Raw genomic sequence first — 24,343 nt, forward strand, 5'->3', positions numbered from 1 at the left:
TCAAAGCCTCTCTTCTTATAAAGGATGTAGTGGCGTGACCCAGCTTATTTGGTGGGTTGTGTACCCATTTTAACCGTAAAAACCATTATAGGATAAAAAATTGAGGTGAAAAACTTTAAACCCGAAGATGACTCACTATATCATCAAGCGTCTACTCAACCTGTTACCTGTTCTCCTCGGTATTACCCTGTTAGTCTTCCTCTTCCTGCACCTAATCCCCGGTGACCCAGCAACGGTTATGCTAGGAGAACGAGGGACTCCTGAACAGGTAGAAGCCTTACGGGAACAACTGGGTTTAAATCAACCCCTACCCCTGCAATACCTCACCTTTATCAACAATCTACTCCATCTCGACTTCGGCACCAGTATTATCAGCGGTATTCCGATTATCGATGAAATTAAAACCCGCTTTCCCGCCACATTTGAATTATCCTTAGCCGCCATGATAGTCGCCGTCATTCTGGGAATCCCGGCTGGCGTTTTAGCGGCGGTTTACAAGAATCGTCCCGCCGATAACCTAACCATGATTGGCTCATTACTGGGAGTTTCCATGCCTGTATATTGGCTAGGATTGCTCTTAATTTACCTGTTTGCCATTACCTTGAACTGGTTTCCCCCCAGTGGACGAATTAGTATTGAAGCAGGATTAACCTTTCAACCGATTACCGGATTTTACATCTTAGATGCGATTCTAAAATTAGACATCAACGTATTGCAAGATGTTCTATCTCACCTGATTTTACCTGCTTTAACCCTCGGCACAATTCCTTTAGCCATTTTAGCGCGGATTACTCGTTCTTCTCTGTTAGAGGTTCTATCCCAAGACTATATTCGCACCGCTAGGGCGAAAGGCATTCCCGAACATTGGGTGATTCTTCGCCATGGATTAAAAAATGCTCTATTGCCTGTGGTAACGATAATTGGGTTGCAGTTTGGTACACTTTTAGGTGGTGCTATTTTAACCGAAACCATCTTCTCGTGGCCCGGAATTGGCTCCTGGATTTATGAAGGAATTTTGGCGCGAGACTATCCTGTGGTACAAGGTGGAGTTGTTGTCGTCTCGATTATCTTTGTCTTGGTTAATCTTGTAGTTGATATTTCCTATGCGTTAGTTGACCCGCGAATTAAATATAAATAGCGAGTAATGCTAGGCTAAAGTCACCAGTTATCCTGACTTTTGACAGTCTGTGACGCAAAGTGAGTGTGAATTCTGTAGGGGCGAGTTTCACCACTATCTTTTCGGTTGCAACCTGATGTAACTAAACCCGCCCAGACGCGCCATGGCGCGTCTCTACAATAGTTTTTAGACTTCCCGTGAAAAGTAAGATAAGTTATCAGGCATTAAAGGAGATTTTTGTATCTCCATGTTACCGTTTTTGAAAAAAATTCTCTATTCCTTGACAAAGGACGAATGACAAAGGACAAATGACAAAGAACAGACAAAGGACAAAGAAATGAAAGCCGTAGTCATGACTACTCCGGGTAACCCAGAGGTGCTGCAATTGCAGGACGTACCCGAACCGAAACTGCAAACCGATAGAGACATATTAGTGCGACTCCAAGCCGCAGGCGTTAACCCCATCGACACCAAACTGCGAAGCCGTGGCACATTCTATCCCGAAGAAATGCCTGCCATTTTAGGTTGTGATGGCGCGGGTGTTGTGGAAGCCGTGGGTTCTGCTGTCAGCCGATTTCAGGTTGGCGATGAGGTGTATTTCTGTGCGGGCGGATTAGGAAAATCGGGTACAGGGAATTATGCCGAACTCACAGTTGTGGATGAACGTTGGGTCGTCCGAAAACCCCAATCCTTATCCTTTACAGAAGCCGCAGCCGCGCCATTAGTGCTAATTACCGCCTGGGAAGCCTTATATGACCGAGGGCGCTTAGAAGCCGGACAAACAGCGCTGATTCATGGCGGTGCGGGTGGTGTGGGACATGTTGCGATTCAGCTTGCCAAAATTAAAGGGGCTAATGTTTGTACAACAGTAAGTTCTCAAGAAAAAGCCCGATTAGTGCGTCAATTCGGCGCAGACCAACCTATTCTATACCCACAAACCGACTTTGCCCAAGCTGCATTAGATTGGACAGAGGGAAAGGGTGTAGATGTCGCCTTTGATACTGTGGGGGGTCAAACCTTTTACGATACCGTTCCCGCCGTGAAAGTCTACGGGGATTTGGTCACCATTCTCGAACCTGACTATAGTATCGGGAAATTGAAAACAGCGCGATCGCGAAATCTGCGGATTAGCTTAGAACTCATGCTAACGCCGACACTCCAAGGATTAGTAGCGGCGCAGGAACACCAAACGCAGATTCTCGAACAATGCGCCCAATGGATAGATGAAGGCAAACTAAATATTCACCTCGGTCAAACTTTCCTCCTCCCCGACGCCATTAGCGCTCATCAAGCTATAGAATCAGGATCAACCACTGGAAAAATCGCCTTGCAGACGGCATAAAAAATAGTAGCTCGGCACACCTAATTTGATGGATTAGCATCTCTTGCTCCCCTCTCCCAAGCTTGGGAGAGGGGTTGGGGGTGAGGGCTGTAGCCTAAGTTGACACCAAGACACCAATCATCAGTAAAAATGGACAAAGAGAACCAACTGCTTCAGCAATATAGCCAAAATCAACGCAACTTTTCGGGGATTAACTTACAGAGTGCAACACTCATTGCTGAAAGACTCCAAGAGGCGAACTTTAGCCATGCTGACTTGAGCAACACACTTTTATTCGGCTCAAACTTAAATCAAACCCTATTCCTGAATACTAACCTCAGTGGCGCTATCTTAGTCGCCACCAATTTAACCGATGCTATCCTGATAGAAGCCAACTTAATTAACGCCAATCTCAGCGGGGCAAAACTCATCGGCGCTCAATTAATCGGCGCTCAATTAACTGGCATTACAATAGTCGGAGCGAATCTGAGCAATGCCAACTTAATTAACGCAGATTTGAGTCAGACCAATTTATATAAAGCCAACCTCAGTTGGAGTGAATTGAGTCTGACAAATTTAAGCTCGGCGAATTTGAGTGAAGCAGACTTAAGTCATGCGCGTTTAGTCGGCACTAATTTAAGTGGAGCAGATATGAATGGTGCTAATTTACAGGAGGCTAATTTCATTGGTGCTAACCTGAGTGCAGTTAACCTCAAAGATACGACATTAAACTTAAATTCGCCAGAATTATTAGCAGAAATTATCCGACAAGCGGCTGGTGACGACAAAGACAAACAAAATCTTGCTGAATTACTGCTCATGTATCGCCAAGGATGGGACTATTTAGCCACCCTAAATCACCCCTTAGCCGAATGGGGAATCGAGACGATTAAAGCCCTAGCCTCATCTGAGCAAAAATTTCCTAAATAGACCTGTTTGTAGTAGGCACTTTAGTGCCTTAAAATGCTTGATTGTCAACCCCTAAAATTATTCCTATTGTAGGTTTCTATACTATCGTGTTCTCCTACATCTTGCGGGTTGTCTGATACTACCCGATATACTATCATGCCCTTCTACCTTGCATCCTTACCTGGCGTTTCATGCCAAATCCGGATTAGCCACCCCCTTTATAATCTAGTCCGCGCAGGCGGACTTAGTTTGTGTAGCAGCGATTTCAATCGCCTCCTCTTGCATGGGGTTTCTCTGCCTCTTTAGATACCATCAAACCCAGCCACTGATTTCTACATCGGTCAAAATTCTCCCCAACTTAAGAGATTCACTTTTCGTTGACTGTAAAATATGTTTCATCATCACAGCTTCTCCCGCATCAGCAGCTAAAAACGCTGCATTTAGGGCAATATTGCGGATATTTCCACCCGCCATATTAACCTTACCCAACTTTTTCATATCTAACCTTTTCGTCGGCGTCTCTTCGGGAAAAATGTGCTGCCAAATCTCGGCTCGCGCTTCAGCATCAGGAAACGGAAATTTAACCGAAAAATTAATTCGACGCAGGAAGGCTTGGTCTAATGATTCCAACAGATTCGTCGTTAAAATTGCTAATCCCTGATAGGCTTCCATCCGTTGTAGTAAATAACTCACTTCCACATTTGCATGGCGGTCATGGGAATCTTTAACTTGAGTCCGTTTTCCAAACAAAGCATCCGCTTCATCAAACAGTAAAATCACCCCACCCGTTTCCGCTGCATCAAAGATTCGCCGTAAATTCTTTTCTGTTTCACCAATATATTTACTCACCACCGCACTCAAATCAATCCGATAGACATCAATGCGTAATTCCTTTGCTAATACTTCCGCCGCCATCGTTTTCCCCGTACCACTGGGTCCAGAAAAGAGAGCGCTAACTCCTAAACCGCGACCCCCTTTTCCCGCAAATCCCCACTCTTGATAAACTTTCGCTCGTTGTCGAACATGAGCCGCAATTTCCTGTAATGTATTTTTTTCCCGTTCAGGTAGAATCAATTCCTCCCAAGTCGCTACAGCATCAATCCGTTGCGCCAAATCATCTAATCGGGGACGCGCTTGAGTGCGACAAAAATCCCACAAGTGAGTTTGCAGGGGAGAGAAAGGATTCTCTATTTTTGGTTTTGACGTTTGGCTTTTAGATTTGCGAGTACGCCTTGAAGAGGAAGCAGGTTTCTCCGGTTCTGTCTCCTTAGGTGGCTCGGTTTTGACTGGAGGAAACTCCATCCCTTCCAGTGATAAACAAGCCGCTTGAATGGCTAGAGGATTGAGATTAAAATGAGACACTAGCGTATCGAGTTGTCCATTTAATTCTGACGCCGTTGAACCGAGATACGACTCCCAAATTAACTTTTGTTCCCTGTGACTTAGTTGACCCACATCCAACGTAATCATCGGGCGCTGGTTTTGTGGTTGTCGTTCTTGAGTGCTAAGAATTAAAGGCAGATTTAAATCTTCAACGAACTGAGAGATAGCCAACTCTCGCATCCCATCAGTTTGATTCAGTTCATCGCAGGTGAGTAAGAGGGCGCTGTTGGTTAATATGGCTTCTCGTAAACACCGCTGTTTTAATTGATAGAGTTCATGGGGATTAAGGGGAAGTTGGGACGCTGAAATGAAGTTCAGATGCAAACCCAAAGCACTACAGCCAGCAGCAGCAATGGTATGTTTAGCACCGAGTTCTGCACCACACAATTGAACGATAGGAAAGATAGATGTCGGTGTTTTTTGAGACCAAGTAGCGATGAGTTGCTCGGTGAGTTGTTGGTAGGACGGGGGAAGAGAAGATGGAGGAAAAGGGGGTATAGGTTTGAGGATACCAATCAAGTCATCATCCTCACAGGGTTCACCTAAAAGATAGCAGAAAATACGGGAGTTAATTCTTATCGGAGATTTGGTTAAAGTTTGCCCCTGTTCGATTTCAAGGAGGTTCCACGTCTGCAAGGGGGATTTTGAGGAAAAAATACGCCAATTGATTTCCGGAAAAATAGATAAGGCTAAACCGAGAGTGGGATAATTTCGTTTTAAAGAACCTTGGGCTTTAGTACACAGTTCTTCAAAATAGGGATTTAACTCCATACCAGCACACAAGAGGAGAATATCCCGCTCAAAGCTAGATAAATTGAAGAGATTACAGAGTTGATCTAAAGTTGAGGGATTGTTCTGTAAAACGGCTAAAGCTTCTGGAGCTAATTTGGGAACCGATGGGATTTGGATGGGTGATGATTGCAAGCGCGTGATGTAATCGGCTAACGCCTGATTCACTCGATGTAATGATGCTAGCAAGTATTGTAAGTTAGCCTGATGCCAGGTGGGAAGTGCTGAGACAGCCATAATTAGTCTATGTGGTATCCAAATGTTGCCAAATGTAATGTGATTCGCCGTAATGTTAAGGACTGTTTCAAGTCTGACTGATATAGGGGATGTGTATCATATTATAATTACCACACTATAAAATATTTGGGTTGACATCTCGCACGCATTACGACAACTTGTCAGAGAATTTATTCTCTAGCTATCCGCTTAAGTCCGTTGAAATACCCTAAACGGAAACGTACAGCAGGAGACAGTTTCAACCAATTTTACCTCACTTCCGAGTTTCCCCAACCGAGGTTGTCTATGTATAAACCATTACAAAAAAAAAGTTCTTCGTGGACTCCAACTTCGATTCAGAAAAAGAGTAAGAACTTTTCCAAACCTGGCAGTTCGGCTGTGCAGCGGAAACGGGAGACACAATCTGACTTTCAGGATTTACCAAGCCACTCCGCCGCCGCCGCCGATTTGTTAACGGCGAACATTATGCGCTCTCTGGACACAGAGCCGGAGAATGAACAATCAGGGGAGATATCTAACCAGGAGGTTAACAATACAGCGCCGAGAGTGACGTCAGTATCAGCACCTTTGAGCAACTCTCCACAAATTCAGCGTCAAGAGGAAGAGGGAGAGCCAAATGAAAACCTATTGCCTGCTCCCGTGCTTGGTAGAGCTGGCGCTCAGGGTGCCGAAAACTTTTTGTGGAATTCCGAAAGGCATTTTCAGCAGGCTGGACTCCAGCAACTCCTAGGGGTAGAGTTGAATCGTACCAACCACACAAATATACCGTCAAGAAAGTACAAAGCACAGCCCGGACCAGGAGCAAGACAAGGCGCTCCACGAGCTAATAATGGTAACGTTTCCTATCATCTTCCTGGAATGCAAGATCCCCTTGCCCAAAACATTAACCAGCAAATGCAAAACCTGGATTATAACGACATCAGATTCAATCAAGCCCAGGTTAATGCTCAAGGTAATATGGTAGGGAGAAACCGACCAGACAATGCTGGCATTAACCCAAACACTGACAGACGTTGGAATTTAGAGGTTGATACTCAATCTGGACAGAGCTTGCATCATGAACAACATATTCCCATCAGAGATCCTGACGCAGTGAACAGTTTTGTTCGCGTTGATCCTAATAGTGGAGATTTCAGCAGTGCTAGAACCTACCAACCTAAGCCTCAATGGATGGGAAAAGCTGGAACTGGGGCTTTAGCCGCAGGTGGGATGGCGGCTGTTCAAAATCTGATGGATGGGGAGTTGAGCGCAGAAGACGTTGGCAGCATAGGCCTCAACGCTGGATTTGGTGGTTTGTCTGGTTATACTGACGATTTGCTTACCCCACGCCTAGGAGGAGGAGTTGGTGGTGGTCTCAAGGCTGGAGCCATTATCGATGCTGCAACTAGCGGTTTGTTTTCTACTTGGGATAATGCAGGAGCCTACGAGCAGGGCGATATTGGTGCTGGACAGGCTACAGCTAATGTTGCAGTTGATACAGGTGTTGGTGTAGGTTCTGGGTTAGCAGGCGCAGCGGCTGGAGCAGCTATTGGCTCAGTGATCCCAGTAGCGGGTACGGCTGTAGGAGCTGGCGTTGGTTTTCTAGCCGGTATGGCAGGAAGTTATTTAACTCACGAACTAGCCAATCGTAGCGGTTTTACAGACTGGGCAAAGGAGGGATTGGGCGGTGCGCTAGGTAACTACGACGAAAATCTTGCTGGAGTATGGGATGGCATTGCTGGGGCTAGGAATTCTATTTCCGAAGGCGTCGGTAATACTTGGAATGGTATCCAAGAAGGGGCGGGTAATCTCTGGAATAATGCCTCAGAAACCGCAGGTAATACTTGGAATGGTATCCAAGAAGGAGCGGGTAATCTCTGGAATAATGCCTCAGAAACCGCAGGTAATACTTGGAATGGTATCCAAGAAGGAGCGGGTAATGCCTGGGATAATGCCTCAGAAACCGCAGGCAATGCTTGGAGTGGTATCAAAGAAGGGGCTGGTAATGTCTGGGATAATGCCTCAGAAACTGCTGGCAATGCGTGGAGTGGTATCCAAGAAGGAGCTGGTAATGCCTGGGATAATGCCTCAGAAACTGCTGGCAATGCCTGGGATGCTGTAACAAGTTGGTGGTAAAAATGACTATTAAATCTGATGAATCAAAGCTACTCGCAAACTTTCAGGATTTACTGAATCTGTTGAAAGAAGATAATGTACCTCACCGCGCTAACCCAGAACAACAAAGCGTGGAACTTCCCACTCAATCTGGAGATCTCGAAGGGGAGATGCTAATTCTATGGGATGCAAGAAGCTCATTAGTGCAATGCATCCATCCTTTACCTTTTGAAGTGCCAGAAGACCGAATTCCTGCTGCTGAAAGCGCGATCGCACGGATTAACCATGCATTAACATTACCAGGCTTCGGGCTAAATCATGTCAGTCGGTTGCTATACTATCGACTTAGTGTTCCCCGTCGGGATGACGGGACTTTATCAGTTCAGGAACTTCAGCGTTTGTTCCGCACTACTGTCAAGACAGCAGCAGACTTCTATCTACCGTTGTCAGGAGTGGTACGAGAGGGCAAAAATCCCGAACAAGTGATAGCTAATGCTTCATCCATATCTGGTTTTCCAGATTCCCGGTAATCTTTCCTATATGAAGTTCAATATGTATTTTGAACTCAGATATCAAAGGTATTTTTGCTGGTTAGTTATTTCAAATACCCGGCAATAGTATCCACCAGAAAAATCTGTACAATGAAGCGATAAAAATGAAATGGGTAAGCGTGAAGAACTTATTGAAAAAATTCGAGCGCAAGGATTTGTTTTGCCTATTGCACAAAACCCTCCCTTTCCTCTTGTTTCATTGGAAGATTTTTTCCTAGGGAACGAGGATGATGGATCAATTGGTTGTAACTTGCTAGAACATCCAGGGCTTGAGCAGTTTTTTGAGCGTCTAAAGTTCATTCGTGAACGTCAAGATGTTCAAGATGTATTAGTTGCAGTTATTGAAATAGAGGAAGATTTTCCAGATATGTGGCCCTTTTCTGATCACATATATATAATCACCTCGGCTTCAAGGACAGAAGTTGAAAATTGGTTAGCTGAACTACAGCCAGATGAGGTTGTTGAGGGATGGGCAACAGAAAAACCATCCAATGCGCCCGAAATACTTCCGGGTTTTAATATCTTTCATGCATGGTGGGATTAAGTAATCCTTGATTACCTCTAATAATCAGGTGAAAGTGATGAGTACCACTATTTCTACGGGAAATTTTGATTCCGCTTTTTATTAGTCGCGGATAGAACTATGCCTTCGTATAACAAAAAGCGATGTATTGCGAAGTATTCCTCTGAGTAAACTCTCGGTAGAGTTACTAGAGCAGGATTTACAGTTGGGCAGCAAACTCGTTCAGGTGGAAAGTTCTGTACGAACAACCGCTTGGATGATAGATTACGACGCTCTCGAACCGTGGAAACGTTGCCTAATCGATAATGGTGATTGATTACCGTCTTGGACATACTGGTGGTCAACCCTGACAGCCGAACTTGTTTACAATGCGTCTTGGAGCAACTATTCTGCCTTAATTATTCAGAGGACAAACTCTGATACTTTTGCCTGTGGTAGATGGTATGAGAGTTTTGTGGATGACTACAGATGAAGATCGTAGGTTGACGAAGGAAACCCAACTAATCCAGCTTAAAAGCTAGCTTTTCCTCCAATCAAGCTAATCGCTACACACATAAGCAAAATTTATCACACCATGTACGGGAGAGCCATTTCAGTGGTGCTAACCTGACTGAAGTTAACCTAAAAGATACTACATTAAACTTAAATTCGCCAGAATTATTAGCAGAAATTTTACGACAAGCGGCTGGAGACGACAAAGACAAACAAAACCTTGCTGAATTACTGCTCATGTATCGCCAAGGATGGGACTATTTACTCACCCTCAATCATCCCTTAACTGAATGGGGAATTGAGACGATTAAAGCCATAGCCTCATCCGAGCAAAAATTTACTAAATAGACCCGTTTGTAGTAGACACTTTAGTGCCATAAAATGCTTGATTGTCAACCCCTAAAGTCATGCCTATAGCAGATTTCTATACTATCGTGTTTTCCTACATCTGGCGGGATACCGTACCGGATATGATATGGATTGTGATGTTGGGTTTCGTTCCTCAAGCCAACCTACGAGGTGAGCGATCGCACTCCTGTAACATCTGCTTAACGCGATCGCACTTCCAGCCAACTTGACAAATCTTCCCAACTTTTAAAATCAAAAAGATCTTCTCCTAAACGTTCCAACTCTTCAATAGATAAATCTTCCACTTGGCTGCTGATTGTCACCGGAATATCTCCAAAACGCTTTTTCAGTTGGCGCATGATTAAGGCGATCGCCTCTTTAATTCGTCCTTTTTTCTCACCTCGTTCTTCACCTCGTTTTTCACCTTTTTCTTCAGCATAAGCAATTCGCCCTTTTTCATCTTGCAACATCATCCCTCGGCGATCCACGATATCTAATTCTTCCACCGTCATGTTAGCTTGGTTAGCCAGTTGTAAAGCAAATTCTATCTCAGAGATGGCTGCCAAACTCTCCGGAATATTATCTAAATGTGCCGTCTCTTTCAGGAAATAAATCCATTTATCTGTCAAACTATGTGACTCCGAGATGGTTTTATTAAACTTCGGCAATTCTACAAAAATGAGTCGCAATTCATTTTCCAAGATTTTAAACTTTTCTTCTTCCTCATGAAAAGCAAACTTACTAATTATTTTCTCCGTATCGTTAAATAGGATGAAATCGGTAATTGTCACCGCGATCGCTGGATTGAGTAGTGGATAATCTTCCCCTTTGACCAACTGATTACTATAAGCTTTTGCCAGGTTATACGCCACCCGTTTGTTAAAAGCCACCATAGACGCGATTTGCATCTCTATGATCACAATAGAACCATCTGCTAATACAGCTTTTACGTCCAAAAACGTGTCTTTTAAGGTGAACACCTGACCGGGATTATAAGGATTGACAATCGTTAAGGATTGAATCACCTTATCGCCGCCATAAATTATGGCATTAAGAAAGCTAATTAAAATCCTTTGGCTTTGTTCAGAACCGAATATTTTTTTAAAGGCATAATCGACCTTAGGGCTGATAAATCTCATTGGTTTCTCCCGTTTTAGCCTGAAATGATAGAAGACATTTTAATTGTAACATCAATAAACAATCCCTTGCCCATACCTATTATTAAGATCAAGTCAAGAATAAAACATCATATTTTTGAGATATTCGGCAATATTTAAAACGCCACTCGTCACATTTTATCAGAGCTTTATTGTCTAGGTTTTCGCCAACATAAATCTTATTGATTCAACTCTCACAGAACCAACGGTTCCCATCCCTTCGGAGGAAATATAAGGTGAGTTAGAAGCTGTGCGATCGCGGTTAGGAATTTGTCCTGGAAAGCCCAATATAACGTGATGGATTGGAATTGTAGGGGCGCACAGACGTGCGCCCTTTGATCACACCGATATGTTTCGTTACGTTGTTTCTCGCATTTCGCTGGTGCGTACTGATAAAGTTTTCGTCTGATTCCCCCGCACGACTTTGATTTGAAGAACTTGATTCACACCACTATTCTCAACCAAACGTTGTAACTGTTGTGCACTCGTCACCGATTGTCCATTAATGGCTGTGACGACATCCCCACGACGCATACCCCCTGATGCGGCTGGTGAATCTGGCACAACTTGCACGACTAAAACCCCATTCACTTCCGGTACCATAAACGAGGAATTGGGATCGCGATTATTTTCTTGCGCCAGTTGCGGGGTTAGGGTAGTCATGCGAATACCGATAAACGGGTGGACAACTTTTTCACCCCGCATTAATTTGGCGGTAATTTCTTTAGCTTTATTGATCGGAATGGCAAACCCAATCCCCATCGCATCCGGACGAATGGCGGTATTAATGCCAATGACTTGTCCCTGTTGGTTTAACAGTGGACCACCAGAGTTACCGGGGTTAATCGCGGCATCAGTTTGAATGAAATCAAGTCGTTTTTCGGGAATCCCAGCTTCTGCACTGGATCGCTGAAGGGTACTAATAATTCCTAACGTCACTGTATTATCTAACCCCAAAGGATTACCCACCGCGATCGCCCAATCCCCGACTTGGAGTTTACCAGAGTCTCCCAATGTGACAACGGGCAAGTTGTTGCCATCAATTTTGACTACCGCTAAATCGGTGATTTCATCGACACCCTGCACATTTCCTTCAAACTGGCGTCCGTCTTTGAGAATCACCGTTACCTTATCTGCCCGATCTACCACATGGGCATTGGTGACAACCACACCACTCGAATCAATAATAAACCCAGATCCTTGACCCCGCAGACGGCGTTCTTGGGGCATTTGGGGAAACGCATCCTCCCCGAAAAACCGCCGGAAGAAGGGATCATCAAAAAATGGATCGAGGCGGCGTGTCACTGTGCGTTCCGTGTCAATTCGTACCACAGCCGGTCCCACTTGATTCACCGCCGCTGTAACAAAACTGCCGCCGATGTCGGTAACGGGTTGGCGTTGGGCGAGAACTATTGGGGATTCGGGTTCATTTGTCAAGAGCGGTTCAGCGTGAGAGGGTGAGACATTATAAAACCCAACCGTCAACAGAACACCTGTCGCGATCGCAATCAGATAAGCGCTGATTTGGCGTAATCGAGGGAACAACGTTGTCAATCGCATAGCCTTAGTCTTGAGTTCAGTCATGATATATCTATGATCATCTATCAAAATTATTGTCAAAATGGCTTAACATTGGCTGATGGCTCCAGGACGTGTTTCCTCCCAAGTCTGTTTCGGTGATTAGCCCTATCTGAGGGAGTTGACGTAGAAAACCTTGCTCCCAAAAATCTCGACTCTGAATTAGGATGAACAAAAGAACCAATCCATGAATCGTTACCCATCCCGACACTGGAGTTAAGCCATTGATTAATGAAACCTATACTCGGTCAGCGTCAGACCCAGATGCCCTAAATCAATCCTTCCACACCAGTCATGGTGAGCATGAGCATGATCATGCTGGATCAACCCACACCCATGTTCACGATGAGGAGTCTCTGCGGCGAATTATCAATCGGCTTTCTCGAATTGAGGGGCATATCCGAGGGATTAAGACAATGGTACAGGAAAGTCGCCCTTGTCCCGATGTGTTGGTGCAAGTTGCCGCCGTGCGAGGCGCATTAAATCGAGTTGCCCGGATTATTCTAGATGAGCATTTAAGTGAGTGTATTGGTCGGGCGGCGGAGGAAGGTAACATGGAAGCGGAAATTGAACAATTAAAGACAGCGTTAGATCGATTTTTGCCGTAGTTCTTTGGGTGGGAGTTTTGAGTTTGTGTAGGGGCGGGTTTCACGACTATCGTTTCTGACTTCACCCAGATGGCATTAAACCCGCCCGTGTGTAGGGGCGGGTTTCACGACTATCCTTTCTGACCTCACCCAGATGGCATTAAACCCGCCCGTGTGTAGGGGCGGGTTTCACGACTATGGTTTCTGACTTCACCCAGATGGAATTAAACCCGCCCCGATTAAGTGCGAGAGTGTTGATGTTGGACGGGTGGATACATTAAGAAAGTTTGATCCATTGCGATCGCGATTCTCTCGCATAATGAAGAAAGGATAAAACTCTCTGACCATAAGTTCCTGCTGAATATTGTTCTCAGCACAAGGTTGAAAATTAGAGTGCGATCGCCTTATGGCTAATTTTTACTGGAAACGTCCCTATACCGCCCTTGCCGCGTTATTGGTGGGGGTAACTGGCTGTTCCTGGAATTCACCTCCCGATACGGCTGAAAGTCAGCATTCCCCATCTCAAGCTGACTCCCCGGCTGAATCAATTCTCGCGGTGGAAAATGCCCCATCCTGTCCGCCCCAAGTTGATCCCTTTACCAAAGCGATTGACAAAGCGATGGGGGCGGCAAATCTTGCCCAATCTGCCCAATCCCCCCAAGATTGGGATTTGGTTGTATTAGGCTGGATTCAAGCGATTGAAGCGATGCAGTCGGTGCCACCGGATAGTCCGAAACGAGCATTTGCTCAGAAAAAGGTGGCAGAATATCTAAACAACTTAGATGTTGCCCAACAAAAAGCGACGACAAAAACGTCTCCTCTACCCTTTGCCAGCTTTAATAACCCCATCTTTGAAGAACAACTCCTGCTGTATCTGTCTTACGTCGCCGCCGTTGGTCCTCCAGATGTCCTGATTGTGGGCAGTTCACGGGCATTAGTTGGTGTTGATCCCCAACAACTGCAACAAGTTCTGGCGCGTTACGGTAAAGGGGGGTTAAAAATTTTCAACTTTGGCGTGAATGGGGCGACGGCTCAAGTGGTTGATTTTCAACTGCGGCAACTTTTAACGCCGGAACAACTCCCGCGCCTGGTGATTTGGGCAGATGGCGTGCGGGCGTTTAATAGTGGGCGAACGGATAAAACTTATAATAGTTTGGCAACATCGGCGGGATACCAACAGGTAATGGCAGGGAATCGCCCCAAACTACCGGAATCGACGACCAAAACCCCAAATACTTGTGAAGAAATTCCCGCATCGATTACCCAGAGTCCCGACTCAGAGAAATCAACACAACCGGGAAATACTATACCTGCTAATGACACGGCTGAAAGTTGGCGATTAACCCGCGTTTCCTTTGAAACCAGTAGCAATCCTGTCACCACTCCAGAGACTCGGTTACTCTTAACTCAGTTAGGGGGAAGCCAACCGCAACGACTAGCATTGGCACGTAATACTACAGGGTACAGTGCGATCGCGATGGATGCCAATGGCTTTTTGCCCATGGATAGTAAATTTGACCCGAAAACGTACTATCAGAAAAATCCGCGTGTGGCGGGGCGTTATGATGCGGATTATCAACCGTTTAGCTTTGCCGGTTCGCAGGCGGTGGCGTTGAATTCGATTCAGGCATTTTTAGCCCAGCAGCAGATTCCTTTGGTGATTGTGAATTTGCCTGTAAGTGATGATTATTTAGATTCGGTGCGTTTAACTCGTGAACAGCAATTCCGCAAGCGAATGCAGCAGAAGGCGGCTCGCAATGAGTTTGTTTTTGTGGATTTAGGAGAACAATGGAAAAATCAGAATCAGTATTTTGCTGACCCCAGTCATCTTAATCGGTATGGCGCGGCGGCGGTGGCGAGTCTCTTAGCTGATAAGTCTGAGATTCCTTGGTCTCAACGTTGAGAGGAGATGAGGGTAGGAAAAGGTCAGCGAAAGCACGTAAAATTCAAGTCGGTTGGCTAGAGCAAAAAATTAGGACAATTATCAGTCTCCTAACTTATTCCGCCGATGTATCTTGTTCCAGCCAACTCGACAAATCCTCCAGACTATTAAAGCTTAAAATTGTCTGGACTAAGCGTTCTAAATCTTTCCCAGACAAACCTTCAATTTTCCGGCTAATATTTTTAGGAATTTCGCCAAAACGCTGCTGGAGTAAAGCTATTACTACTCCGAGCTTTCCCTGTAGAATTCCTTCATCTTTAGCTTGAATGATTCGCCCTGTTTCATCTTGTAACATTATTGCTCGCCGCTCCAATTCCTCCAATTCTTCTACGGTGAGATTCGCTTGATTCGCGATATTTAGCGCTTTCTCTATTGCAGATACTTCCGCTAAGGAGGCGGGAATGCTTTCCCAGGTTGCTGCTTCTTTAATAAAATAAATCCACTTATCCGTCAAACTGTTTAACTCAGACAAGGTTTTATTGAATTTCGGTAATTCTATGAAAATGAGTTGTAATTCTACGGCTTTATACCTAAATGACTCTTCCTCTTCTTTGAAAATAAACTTTGTCACAACTTTAGAGGTTTCTTGAAACATGATAAAATCAGCAATATTGATAGCAATTACTGGATTTAACAGCCAGTAACCTTCGCCAACGCCTAACTGATTTGCGTAAGTCTTAGCGAGGTTGTAAGCGACCCGTTTATCAAAAGCTTTTGTGCTGGATACTTGCATTTCAATAATAACAGTCGAGCCGTCATACAAAATGGCTCTCACGTCCAAATAGCTCTCCTTTAACTCTCGAACTTTACCAGGATTGTATGGATTGAGAATAGTTAAAGAACGAATAACGTTTTTGTTACTATAAATAATGGCATTGAGAAAGCTAATTAGTATTTCTTGGCTTTGGTCAGAACCAAATATTTTTTTAAACGCATAATCGACTTTAGGACTGATAAATTTCATATTTTTTTCTCATCGATGAGTAGGATAAAATTAAATTTCACGAGATAGGGGTATGGGAAATAGGAACGGGAGCATGTCGCCTTTTGTATTTGTGTAGGGGCGACCCGCTGGCACAAATCAACAACTTTATCCCCTCAATTTGCTCGGGTCGCCCTTTATTTAGGGTTTGCTGCACAACCCACAAACCATTAGCCATCAATATTTTGAGTAGCATTGACATTGGTTCATCTTCCAGGAAAGATAATAAAACTCATCAAAACCCTTGCACCGCTATCAGGAAAAATGTACCCTTGCTCCCCCAGCTCCCCCTGCTTCCCCCGCTCCCCCCGCTCCCCCTCACCACAACACTTATTCAGCAGCCCCTATTTAAAACCCCCTGTGTTAGTAGAGACGTTGCATGCAACGTCTCTACATTTTCTCTTGAGCAGTCAATTCCCTTGATTAAATGATTTGAATCATATCTGTATATTCGGTCAACAATTCATCATAAGTTAGGCTATCGTCTTGACTCTGAGGACTCCAAAGCAGTTCCACGGTCATCAAATACTCAGGACGCACTGACGCGACTTTATTTAATGCCTGATTTAGTGCCTCGACTGAACGAATGTCATCAAATAACGGGTGATCATCTGCTGTTCCCACTAACAGCGTCACGACAATATAAGCCGCTGGGTCTTCCTGAGCATCGGGCATTACCGGAACTTTTTGTCGCACTCTTCCGCCAACATTGCTGAGGGTTTCGGCACTAAATTTGCTGCGTTCTGCTACCGAAAGTTTGGTAAATAGTGTTTTGGCTTCCTCGATATCAACGCTTTGCGAACTGCTGGAAACATGACTCCAGGTATCTGAATGACGTAGCAAAACTAACGCCGATTCTTGCAGCAGTTCGAGTAAGCCTTCGGGAGTCGTTGTATCGACAGTTAAGGCGAGTTCCGATAACTCTGATTGCAAGTTTGGGGTGTGAGCAAATAAGGCTACCTGTAATTTACTCACCGTAACAATATCATTTTCTAGTTCATTAGTGGCGGCTTTTCGGCGTTTGAGGAGAGACAAAATTAACCGGATTAGCAGATAAACAACCAGGAAAATACCGACACCAAAAAATAGTAAAACGATGAAGACGGGTAACGGGTTCGCTGATTTCGTGGAGTTCACCGCTTGAGTTGAATTCGTGGCTGGTGCGGTAGCTGGCTGTGGAGTTGTACTATTAGTTGAGCCCGGATTGATCCGGCTTTGATTGAGTTGGGCGGGGGGGGCTGAATCCGTTGTCGCTGAATCCGGAAGGGTTGGATTTGGGGGAGGCGGTGCTGAAGTTGTCCCTGGATAGGATGTTGAGGGATAATCCTGGAAATCGTTATCGTCATTTTCGATTTCAATTTCCACTGAACTATGTCCATGTCCATAAGCCGGGTGAGAGGTACGACTGGGATGGGTTGATGAGGAACTCGGTTGATGAGGCTTGGTTTGAGTCGGAGTTGGAGATGTGGGTTTCTCTAATGTCCCGCCACTAGCTCGTCCCCCCGTTGTTCCCCTATTGGTAGGATTAGATTGAGATGGAGATGTTCTCGACGATGATGGAGGAGAGGATGAACGGCTAGGGGAGGATGAACGGCTGGGGGAGGATGAACGGCTAGGGGAAGATGAACGGCTGGGGGAAGATGAACCGCGACTAAAGGAACCGCCACCGCTGCGTCCCCCACTGCTTCTAGCATAGGCGTCATTACGGAAATCGAGCAATGGGCTGATGCGATCGCGCGATACCTCTAGGTCTACACTGTTAATTAGGCTTAAACAAAGAGCGGTAGCCAATAACGTCTTAAAGTTCATCCGTTGTAGCCGATTCATCGAAAATTAGAGTTGGTAAGAGGGCGAATGGAAACCCCTGTCATTTATGTATGGGGAGGAATTCGCCCTCTTACATAAATAGCAGTCCGACAGGACTCCCTTTTTTAGAAAGTGCATCGGCTCCATTTCCCATGTACAAAACTGAATTTAAGAAAAAGTTAAAACCCCTACCGCCTTGGATTTAATTACTTCGGTGACACTTTGCATTTGTCTTTCGCTTGGGCAATTACAAGCTCAAAGCTTTCGACCTGTACGCATAGGGGTGGGGTATGGTTGCCCCTAACTCCCGTTTCCGGGGTGACGTTTGCCTCGCCAATGTTAACGGTCGGTACTTTCCAAGTAGCACTAGCTTAACCCTTGTACACCTGTTTAACCACTCGGTTCTAGAGCATGGGACTGGCACGCATCCCAAGGTAGGAACTTTAACGCTTACCGTTAACGTAGTGCGCTAAGCACTTAGGCTGGTCAGGTATAGACTTTATTCAAGCCTCCGGCTTATAGCCGTGGGGTTCCTGACGGTAGAGAAGGGCGGGTTTAGTTACATTATCGGTTGATTCCCAAATGTTATCGGTAAAACCCGCCCCTACAGCTTGGCTACCAGACGTAGGTTAACCGGAAACTTTACCAAAACTTGACAATTCTAGGGTAGGCATTAGCACCTAAATCGGACATAAATTAAATAAGGGATAAAATAACCTAACTCAGCAAACTCCTATTCTTTCCCAGTGTATTCATGAACCCCTTACCCCCAGAAACCATCCCCTTTGTTGATCTAACGCTGCAACACCAGCCGATTCAAGGGGACATTGAACAAGCGATTCAGACGGTTATCCAGCGCGGCGATTTCGTTTTAGGTCAAGCATTAGCCGAGTTGGAAGCAGCATTTGCGGCGGCGTCTGGTGCAGAGTATGGTGTCGGTGTCGCTTCCGGGACAGATGCGATCGCGCTAGGATTACAAGCAAATGGGATTGGTGTCGGTGATGAAGTGATTGTTCCTGCCAATACGTTCATCGCCACTCTCATTGGTGTGCTTGAGGCAAAGGCGACGCCCGTCTTAGCCGATTGTGACCCCAACACCGCCCTGATTGACTTGAATGCAGCGCAAAAAGCCATCACTCCCAAAACCAAGGCAATTATACCCGTTCACCTCTATGGTCAGATGGTATCACCGCCGCAATCACTCAACTTTGCCCATAGCCATAACCTGTTACTCTTTGAAGACGCCGCCCAAGCCCATTTAGCCCAACGGGACGGGTATCGGGCGGGTTCGGTGGGTAAAGCCGCTGGCTTTAGCTTTTATCCGAGTAAGAATTTAGGCGCGTTTGGCGATGGCGGAATCGCCCTAACGAGTGATCCCGATGTCTATCAAACCTTGCGAGCGCTGCGGAATTATGGCGCACCCCGTAAATATTATCACTCAGAACTGGGCAAAAACAGTCGCTTAGATTCCATCCAAGCAGCGGTTCTCAATGCCAAGTTACCCCATTTGTGCCAATGGAATCAGTCTCGCAACGCCGCCGCCCACTACTATGACCAATTATTAGCACCGCTAGCCGACAAAGGGATTATCCCCATCCAAAACCAAAGCGGTACCGGTCATGTGTATCATCTGTACGTGATTCGGATTACCGCCGCCTGTTCCCTGACTCGTGAAATGGTGCAAGAGAAACTCAATGCAGCCCGGATTCAAACGGGTATCCATTATCCCCTCCCTTGCCATCTCCAACCCGCTTATCACTATTTGGGCTATCAAGAGGGTGATTTCCTCCACGCCGAGACCCTGTGCCAGGAAATTTTATCATTGCCTATGTATCCTGGAATAAGTAACGCTCAAATTGAGCGAGTGGTTGATTGCTTAAATAGCCTGTTGTAACCGCATCCGGCGGCTGTAATTTCGGGGTAAGATCATGCAACTTGGACAAAAGATTCCCATTGCCATTGACCGTCACCTGTGGGATGGTGCGATCGCGGCTTTACTGATTATCCTTTATGCGCCCCTACTCATCCACTGGTATGATGGCTGGCTAAATAAAAGTATTAGCATTGAACATGAATACTTTAGCCATGGTTTAATTGGACTGCCTTTTGCCGCCTACATCGCCTGGACTAACCGCCAGCAGTGGCAAGCCATACCCGATAAATCGAATTATGTCGGGTTAGGATTACTGGCAGTTGGTGGCGTCTTTTATCTGTCGGGTCAATCGGAACTGGTTAATATTTCCTTTCCCACGGTTTTAGCCGGACTTTGTTTGTGGTTTAAAGGGATTCCGGGTTTACGCTTACAAAGCTTTCCCCTACTTTTGGTAATTTTAGCAACACCAACTGCCTTTCCTTACTTAATCGAACCTTACGCCTTACCCCTACAACGTTTTATTGCCGGAGTTGCCGGATTTCTTTTGATTCAATTTGGCATTGATGTTAATGTTGTCGGCATTAACTTATTTGTCGGCGGACGAATTGTCGAAGTCGCCCCTCACTGCGCTGGATTAAAGATGCTGTTTACCAGTTTATATGTGAGTTTAATGCTGTTGTACTGGAGTGGGGCGTGGATATCACGACAGAAGACCACATTGTTGCTCATTGGTGCGGTGTTGGTTAGCGTGATTGGTAATATTATCCGCAATACCCTACTCACATTCTTCCATGGCACTGGGATGGACGGAGCATTCCATTGGCTGCATGAAAGTTGGGGCGGGGATCTATATTCGGCGGGAATGTTAGGAATTCTGGTGGTTTTGCTGAAAGTCATTGAGCGTTCTGTTGATGCCGAACCTCAAACTCCTGATTCTGTATCTGAGTGAGATTAAAAAACGTTTGTATTTAGTCAGGGCGGGTTTTGTAAAAACGTTACCATCAATAGCCAAGCCTAAAATCCCTAAACCCGCCCCTACACAAAATTAAAGACGCGCCATGACACGTCCGGAACACTCAAAACTCTTGCGCCCATGAAGGCAAATCTGATGAAATCCTCAAGACTGCGCCAGGTGATTAAACGCCTGCAATTCAACCGCGCGATCGTGTTACTGTTGTTGTTGGTTATTGTCGCGATCGGGGCATTACCGAGTTATTTTACAGGCAACTGGTCGTGGATTGAGCCACCCAGATTTGCTAATTTCAGTAGCATCAAAGTGGTGCAAATTGAGGGGTTAGAGATTCCGGGCTGGGAAACCCTAGAGCAACGAACTGTTACCTTAGGGGGGCATAAATGGTCCTATCAGGAAATTCAGGGCGACTTAGATAAACCTGTATTGTTATTATTACGTCCTCCTAATGGTCCGATTGATCAACCTCAGGTTGAATGGATGGATATTAATGGTGTCTTTCAATGGAAGACAGATTCCCATCAACGCTTAAACTTTACCGTTGAAACCCAATCCCAGCAGGCGCAAGTAAATGCCCGTCTCTTTCGCGCTTGGACTCAACAGCAAACCTTCGCCGTTGTTCAATGGTACGCTTGGGCGACAGGGGGTCATCCTGCTACCCGACAATGGTTTTGGGTTGACCAAATTGCCCAGTTAAAGCGTCAGCGAGTACCATGGGTGGCGGTTTCTCTCCAGATTCCGATGGAACCGTTAGGGGATTTGGCAGACGCCAAACCTATCGCTGAATCTCTCAGTCAAACTGTGCAAAAAACGTTGATGACAGAACCGTTGGCGGGAGAGGATTAAGGGGCGCAGAGGGAGCAGAGGGAGCTGGGGGAGCTCTTGAAGCTGGGGGAGCAGGGGGAGCTCTTGAAGCTGGGGGAGCTCTTGAAGCTGGGGGAGCTGGGGGAGCTGGGGGAGCTCTTGAAGCTGGGGGAGCTGGGGGAGCTAGTTGGGCATAGTGCATGTGTAGGGGCGGGTTTCACCATTATTGTTTATTCCCTAACCCAGATGTGACTGAACCCGCCCCGACCAAGGGTTAACATGAACAAGGGCAGGTTTTTTTGAGCCATTATTCGGTGGGGAGGGCGGGTTTTGTTGTTCCATTATTGGTGGATATTTGAATTGAGTCCCTAAACCCGCCCCTACAATTGTGGCTAAACCCGCCCCTACAATTGTGGCTAAACCCGTCCTGATAATTGAGTGATGTGGAGGGAATAATTTTGAGTCAACAACCCACGCTTCATCCTTAACGGATAGAAGCGGGGCGTGTGAAAAGCGCCCTTGTTGATTAGCCTCAGCTAGAAATAGCTACGTTATCTCAGAATATATAGGCACTTCAGAATGCTTCACCAGTTCTGTGACACTGCGGTTTTACATTAAACATCTGTGATGGGTAACAGAAGTGTGTAGAACGTACAAAACCTGAGATAACTTTGGCGAAGTGAACCACTCGCAAGAGACGAACTTGATCTAGTTCAAACCAATGCAAAAAGTACTCGTGCTCGAAGTGTCATACACCTGCAAATCATAAAAAAGGCAAGTCTCTGTTTGGATGGGAACCAAAACTTGACGCTTCGGCTTCGCTCAGCGTCAAGTCATTTAAAGCTGAAACATTTATGACGATAGTGTACAAGAAGTTAGTTGAAACTTTAAATGCTCAAGAAACTTATGGCTACATTACTGAAGCGGATAGAGAAGCTTTGGAGTTGCCAAAAACGCATCAAAACGATGCTTTTGTTATCGCAGGTGGGACAAATCAGATACGATGCCAAGTACTTAACTTAGAGCAAACACGGAGGAATAGACGCTCTCTTGAGCAGTTCTATGATGCCAAATATATTGATGTAAGAACCGGGAAAAAAGTTGCAGGTTCAGCCTTGTTTTCTGGTAGACGGACTCGAAATAAAAACTTAAACAGTGAGAACCTTAGAATTTATCGAGGGCAAAAAACAAGCAAGGGGCGACGTTCAATCAGAAAGTCTCGATATCCATACCAACAAAACGATTTAGTGATATTCGACGGGGAAGTGTATCGCGTTAGAGGTATGCAAAATTTAGGTGCCATCGTTGCTTTGTATGCAGATAAAAACTTAACGGCTGATGTCAAAAAAGTTCAACCTTATTTATGGAGGAAGGGAGTCTGTGAACAACTTACATCCTGACTCGCATTCATCTACGCTTGATGCTACGCATACAAGACGTAGGATTCTGCGAGATTTTGCTAAAGTTAATTGGTATGCTGTCGGCACATTAATCGCAATTGGCTGGTTAGGGCAAATTAATTCAATTGCTTGGGCAACGTCTCAGAGAATAACAGAACCTTCAGTTCCAACTCCCCAAAGAGAACATGCCCAAATTCCCACCTTGCCACCTCCACAAGACATTAATAGTCCGACAGAGGGAATAAATATTAATGTTCCTGATCCCTTTGCGCCACCGCCACCTCTCGGTTACCCAGAAGAATCGCCTCAAAGAGTCCCGGATACTCAATTTAATGAATATGTTCTCGGTATTGGCGATTCCATCGCAGTTACGGTAGAACGTTTTCCTGACCTTAATTTTTCCGGCACAATTGATTTACAAGGGAATATATTAGTTCCCTTAGTCGGTAAAATTAACGTCCTCGGACTTACTCCCGACCAAGTTGAAGCGAAACTAGCCTCTGCCTTTAGTGAATTTGTGGTTGACCCTGATGTAACGGTGGTTCTAGCCGGATTGCGTCCCGCTACAGTCACCATTGCAGGTGAAGTAACTCGACCCGGTTATTATTCCCTAGCGCCCGGTTCCCAGCTTACGGCGGCTCTGCAAGCGGCTGGCGGAACCACGAATCTGGCTGACTTGCGTACTGTCATCGTGCGTCGGCGTTCTCCTGCGAATAATTCGATTATTGAACAACAGATTGATTTATTTACACCGCTGCAAAATGCGACATCCTTACCGGATGTGCGTCTCCGAGATGGGGATTCTGTCGTCGTATTGGAATTAGAAACGGGTACAACGACGGATTATGACCGCAGTCTCGCCTCTCGCTCGACGCTAGCGACACCACAAATTACGCTGCGAGTCTTGAGTTATCCCAATGGTCGAATTGGCAACCTGAATTTGCCCAATGGCAGTAATTTTATGGATGCGTTGACATCGCTGGCGCCAAGTTTGGAAGATGCGAACTTAAGTGAAATTGCCTTAATGCGGTTTGATCCGGAACGGGGTAAGGTGGTGACCCAGGAGATTGATGGGAAGGCTGTCCTCATGGGTGATTTGGCGCAAAATGTTCCCTTGCAGAATGAAGATGTTATTGTGGTTGGTCGTAGCTTTATCGCTAAAGTCAACTATGCTTTGCGTTTAGTGACTCGACCCTTTAGCGATTTTCTGGGATTTCGCAACTTTTTTGAGAATGTCGGGAATGTGTTTGGCTCAGGGAATAATAACTAGGGCTTGCTGAATCAGCATTGTGGTGAGTGTAGAGACGTGCCATGGCACGTCTCTTAGCAGGGAAGAGATGCAATTTGTTATCCGGACAAGACATTGCTCGGTAGTTTGGTTAAATCGCTGTGCGATCGCATGTCTTCGGCTATCCTCATTACAGAGGTGCTGAGCTAGAATACAAGCACAGACACTTTGACATGAGTTGCCTTAATTTAG

General features: G+C 45.6%; 20 protein-coding genes. 15 read left to right on the forward strand and 5 right to left on the reverse strand.

The window, feature by feature from the left end; translation table 11 throughout:
* Nucleotides 1-127 precede the first annotated feature (127 nt).
* The 3 genes from RIG27_RS26610 to RIG27_RS26620 all read left to right on the forward strand — a co-directional run bounded on the left by RIG27_RS26610 (nucleotide 128) and on the right by RIG27_RS26620 (nucleotide 3,368).
* A complete protein-coding gene (locus RIG27_RS26610) occupies nucleotides 128-1,138 on the forward strand; it encodes an ABC transporter permease (RefSeq protein ID WP_446350187.1) in 1,011 nt (336 codons plus the stop codon).
* Between the two features lie 316 nt (nucleotides 1,139-1,454).
* Nucleotides 1,455-2,459, forward strand: a complete 1,005-nt coding sequence (locus RIG27_RS26615; protein WP_446350188.1) for a zinc-dependent alcohol dehydrogenase family protein — start codon at nucleotides 1,455-1,457, stop codon at nucleotides 2,457-2,459.
* A gap of 129 nt (nucleotides 2,460-2,588) precedes the next feature.
* Entirely contained in the window at nucleotides 2,589-3,368 is a 780-nt protein-coding gene (locus RIG27_RS26620) for a pentapeptide repeat-containing protein (protein WP_446350189.1), read from the forward strand.
* 291 nt (nucleotides 3,369-3,659) lie between these two features.
* On the opposite strand, the gene RIG27_RS26625 is transcribed toward RIG27_RS26620, so the two are convergent.
* Nucleotides 3,660-5,756 carry an ATP-binding protein gene (locus tag RIG27_RS26625; RefSeq protein ID WP_446350190.1) on the reverse strand — a complete coding sequence of 699 codons (2,097 nt, stop codon included), beginning with the start codon at nucleotides 5,754-5,756 and terminating at the stop codon, nucleotides 3,660-3,662.
* Between the two features lie 285 nt (nucleotides 5,757-6,041).
* Here RIG27_RS26625 and RIG27_RS26630 point away from each other — a divergent pair, with 285 nt between their 5' ends.
* From RIG27_RS26630 to RIG27_RS26650, 5 genes are all read left to right on the forward strand, one after another.
* Nucleotides 6,042-7,871 (forward strand): phage tail protein, encoded by a 1,830-nt coding sequence (locus RIG27_RS26630; RefSeq protein WP_446350191.1) that lies wholly within the window; start codon nucleotides 6,042-6,044, stop codon nucleotides 7,869-7,871.
* A gap of 2 nt (nucleotides 7,872-7,873) precedes the next feature.
* Entirely contained in the window at nucleotides 7,874-8,380 is a 507-nt protein-coding gene (locus RIG27_RS26635) for a YbjN domain-containing protein (protein WP_446350192.1), read from the forward strand.
* A 130-nt stretch (nucleotides 8,381-8,510) separates the two neighbouring features.
* Nucleotides 8,511-8,945 (forward strand): hypothetical protein, encoded by a 435-nt coding sequence (locus RIG27_RS26640; RefSeq protein ID WP_446350193.1) that lies wholly within the window; start codon nucleotides 8,511-8,513, stop codon nucleotides 8,943-8,945.
* A 127-nt stretch (nucleotides 8,946-9,072) separates the two neighbouring features.
* Nucleotides 9,073-9,240, forward strand: coding sequence for a hypothetical protein (locus RIG27_RS26645; protein WP_446350194.1), 168 nt, complete (start codon nucleotides 9,073-9,075; stop codon nucleotides 9,238-9,240).
* A gap of 583 nt (nucleotides 9,241-9,823) precedes the next feature.
* Entirely contained in the window at nucleotides 9,824-9,994 is a 171-nt protein-coding gene (locus tag RIG27_RS26650; protein ID WP_446350195.1) for a hypothetical protein, read from the forward strand.
* Here the strand turns inward: RIG27_RS26650 and RIG27_RS26655 are convergent.
* The gene (locus RIG27_RS26655; RefSeq protein WP_446350196.1) at nucleotides 9,965-10,903 is read right to left on the reverse strand and encodes an Rpn family recombination-promoting nuclease/putative transposase; all 939 of its coding nucleotides are present in this window, start codon (nucleotides 10,901-10,903) and stop codon (nucleotides 9,965-9,967) included. The two genes, RIG27_RS26650 and RIG27_RS26655, sit on opposite strands and share 30 nt — an antisense overlap.
* Nucleotides 10,904-11,278: 375 nt before the next feature.
* Entirely contained in the window at nucleotides 11,279-12,481 is a 1,203-nt protein-coding gene (locus RIG27_RS26660) for an HhoA/HhoB/HtrA family serine endopeptidase (RefSeq protein WP_446350216.1), read from the reverse strand.
* A gap of 242 nt (nucleotides 12,482-12,723) precedes the next feature.
* Between RIG27_RS26660 and RIG27_RS26665 the strand changes: the two genes are divergently transcribed.
* Together RIG27_RS26665 and RIG27_RS26670 are read left to right on the forward strand one after the other, a co-directional pair.
* Entirely contained in the window at nucleotides 12,724-13,107 is a 384-nt protein-coding gene (locus tag RIG27_RS26665; protein WP_446350197.1) for a metal-sensing transcriptional repressor, read from the forward strand.
* Between the two features lie 385 nt (nucleotides 13,108-13,492).
* A complete protein-coding gene (locus RIG27_RS26670; protein WP_446350198.1) occupies nucleotides 13,493-14,989 on the forward strand; it encodes a hypothetical protein in 1,497 nt (498 codons plus the stop codon).
* Between the two features lie 94 nt (nucleotides 14,990-15,083).
* Here the strand turns inward: RIG27_RS26670 and RIG27_RS26675 are convergent, their stop codons facing one another.
* Together RIG27_RS26675 and RIG27_RS26680 are read right to left on the reverse strand one after the other, a co-directional pair.
* Complete coding sequence (locus tag RIG27_RS26675) at nucleotides 15,084-15,992, reverse strand: Rpn family recombination-promoting nuclease/putative transposase (protein ID WP_446350199.1); 909 nt, start codon at nucleotides 15,990-15,992, stop codon at nucleotides 15,084-15,086.
* A 441-nt stretch (nucleotides 15,993-16,433) separates the two neighbouring features.
* Nucleotides 16,434-17,837: a DUF1517 domain-containing protein gene (locus RIG27_RS26680; RefSeq protein WP_446350200.1), complete on the reverse strand. Its 1,404-nt coding sequence runs from the start codon at nucleotides 17,835-17,837 to the stop codon at nucleotides 16,434-16,436.
* Nucleotides 17,838-18,570: 733 nt separating this feature from the next.
* Here RIG27_RS26680 and RIG27_RS26685 point away from each other — a divergent pair.
* The 5 genes from RIG27_RS26685 to RIG27_RS26705 all read left to right on the forward strand — a co-directional run bounded on the left by RIG27_RS26685 (nucleotide 18,571) and on the right by RIG27_RS26705 (nucleotide 24,133).
* Nucleotides 18,571-19,710 carry a DegT/DnrJ/EryC1/StrS family aminotransferase gene (locus RIG27_RS26685; RefSeq protein WP_446350201.1) on the forward strand — a complete coding sequence of 380 codons (1,140 nt, stop codon included), beginning with the start codon at nucleotides 18,571-18,573 and terminating at the stop codon, nucleotides 19,708-19,710.
* Between the two features lie 34 nt (nucleotides 19,711-19,744).
* Nucleotides 19,745-20,638, forward strand: coding sequence for a cyanoexosortase B (crtB, locus tag RIG27_RS26690; RefSeq protein ID WP_446350202.1), 894 nt, complete (start codon nucleotides 19,745-19,747; stop codon nucleotides 20,636-20,638).
* A gap of 159 nt (nucleotides 20,639-20,797) precedes the next feature.
* Nucleotides 20,798-21,505 (forward strand): cyanoexosortase B system-associated protein, encoded by a 708-nt coding sequence (locus RIG27_RS26695; RefSeq protein WP_446350203.1) that lies wholly within the window; start codon nucleotides 20,798-20,800, stop codon nucleotides 21,503-21,505.
* An 812-nt stretch (nucleotides 21,506-22,317) separates the two neighbouring features.
* Complete coding sequence (locus RIG27_RS26700; RefSeq protein WP_446350204.1) at nucleotides 22,318-22,863, forward strand: hypothetical protein; 546 nt, start codon at nucleotides 22,318-22,320, stop codon at nucleotides 22,861-22,863.
* Complete coding sequence (locus RIG27_RS26705) at nucleotides 22,844-24,133, forward strand: polysaccharide biosynthesis/export family protein (protein ID WP_446350205.1); 1,290 nt, start codon at nucleotides 22,844-22,846, stop codon at nucleotides 24,131-24,133. Before RIG27_RS26700 ends, RIG27_RS26705 begins: the two co-directional genes overlap by 20 nt.
* Nucleotides 24,134-24,343 lie beyond the last annotated feature (210 nt).

Origin of the sequence: Coleofasciculus sp. F4-SAH-05 (assembly GCF_040222985.1) — a bacterium.
Classification (GTDB): domain Bacteria; phylum Cyanobacteriota; class Cyanobacteriia; order Cyanobacteriales; family Coleofasciculaceae; genus Coleofasciculus; species Coleofasciculus chthonoplastes.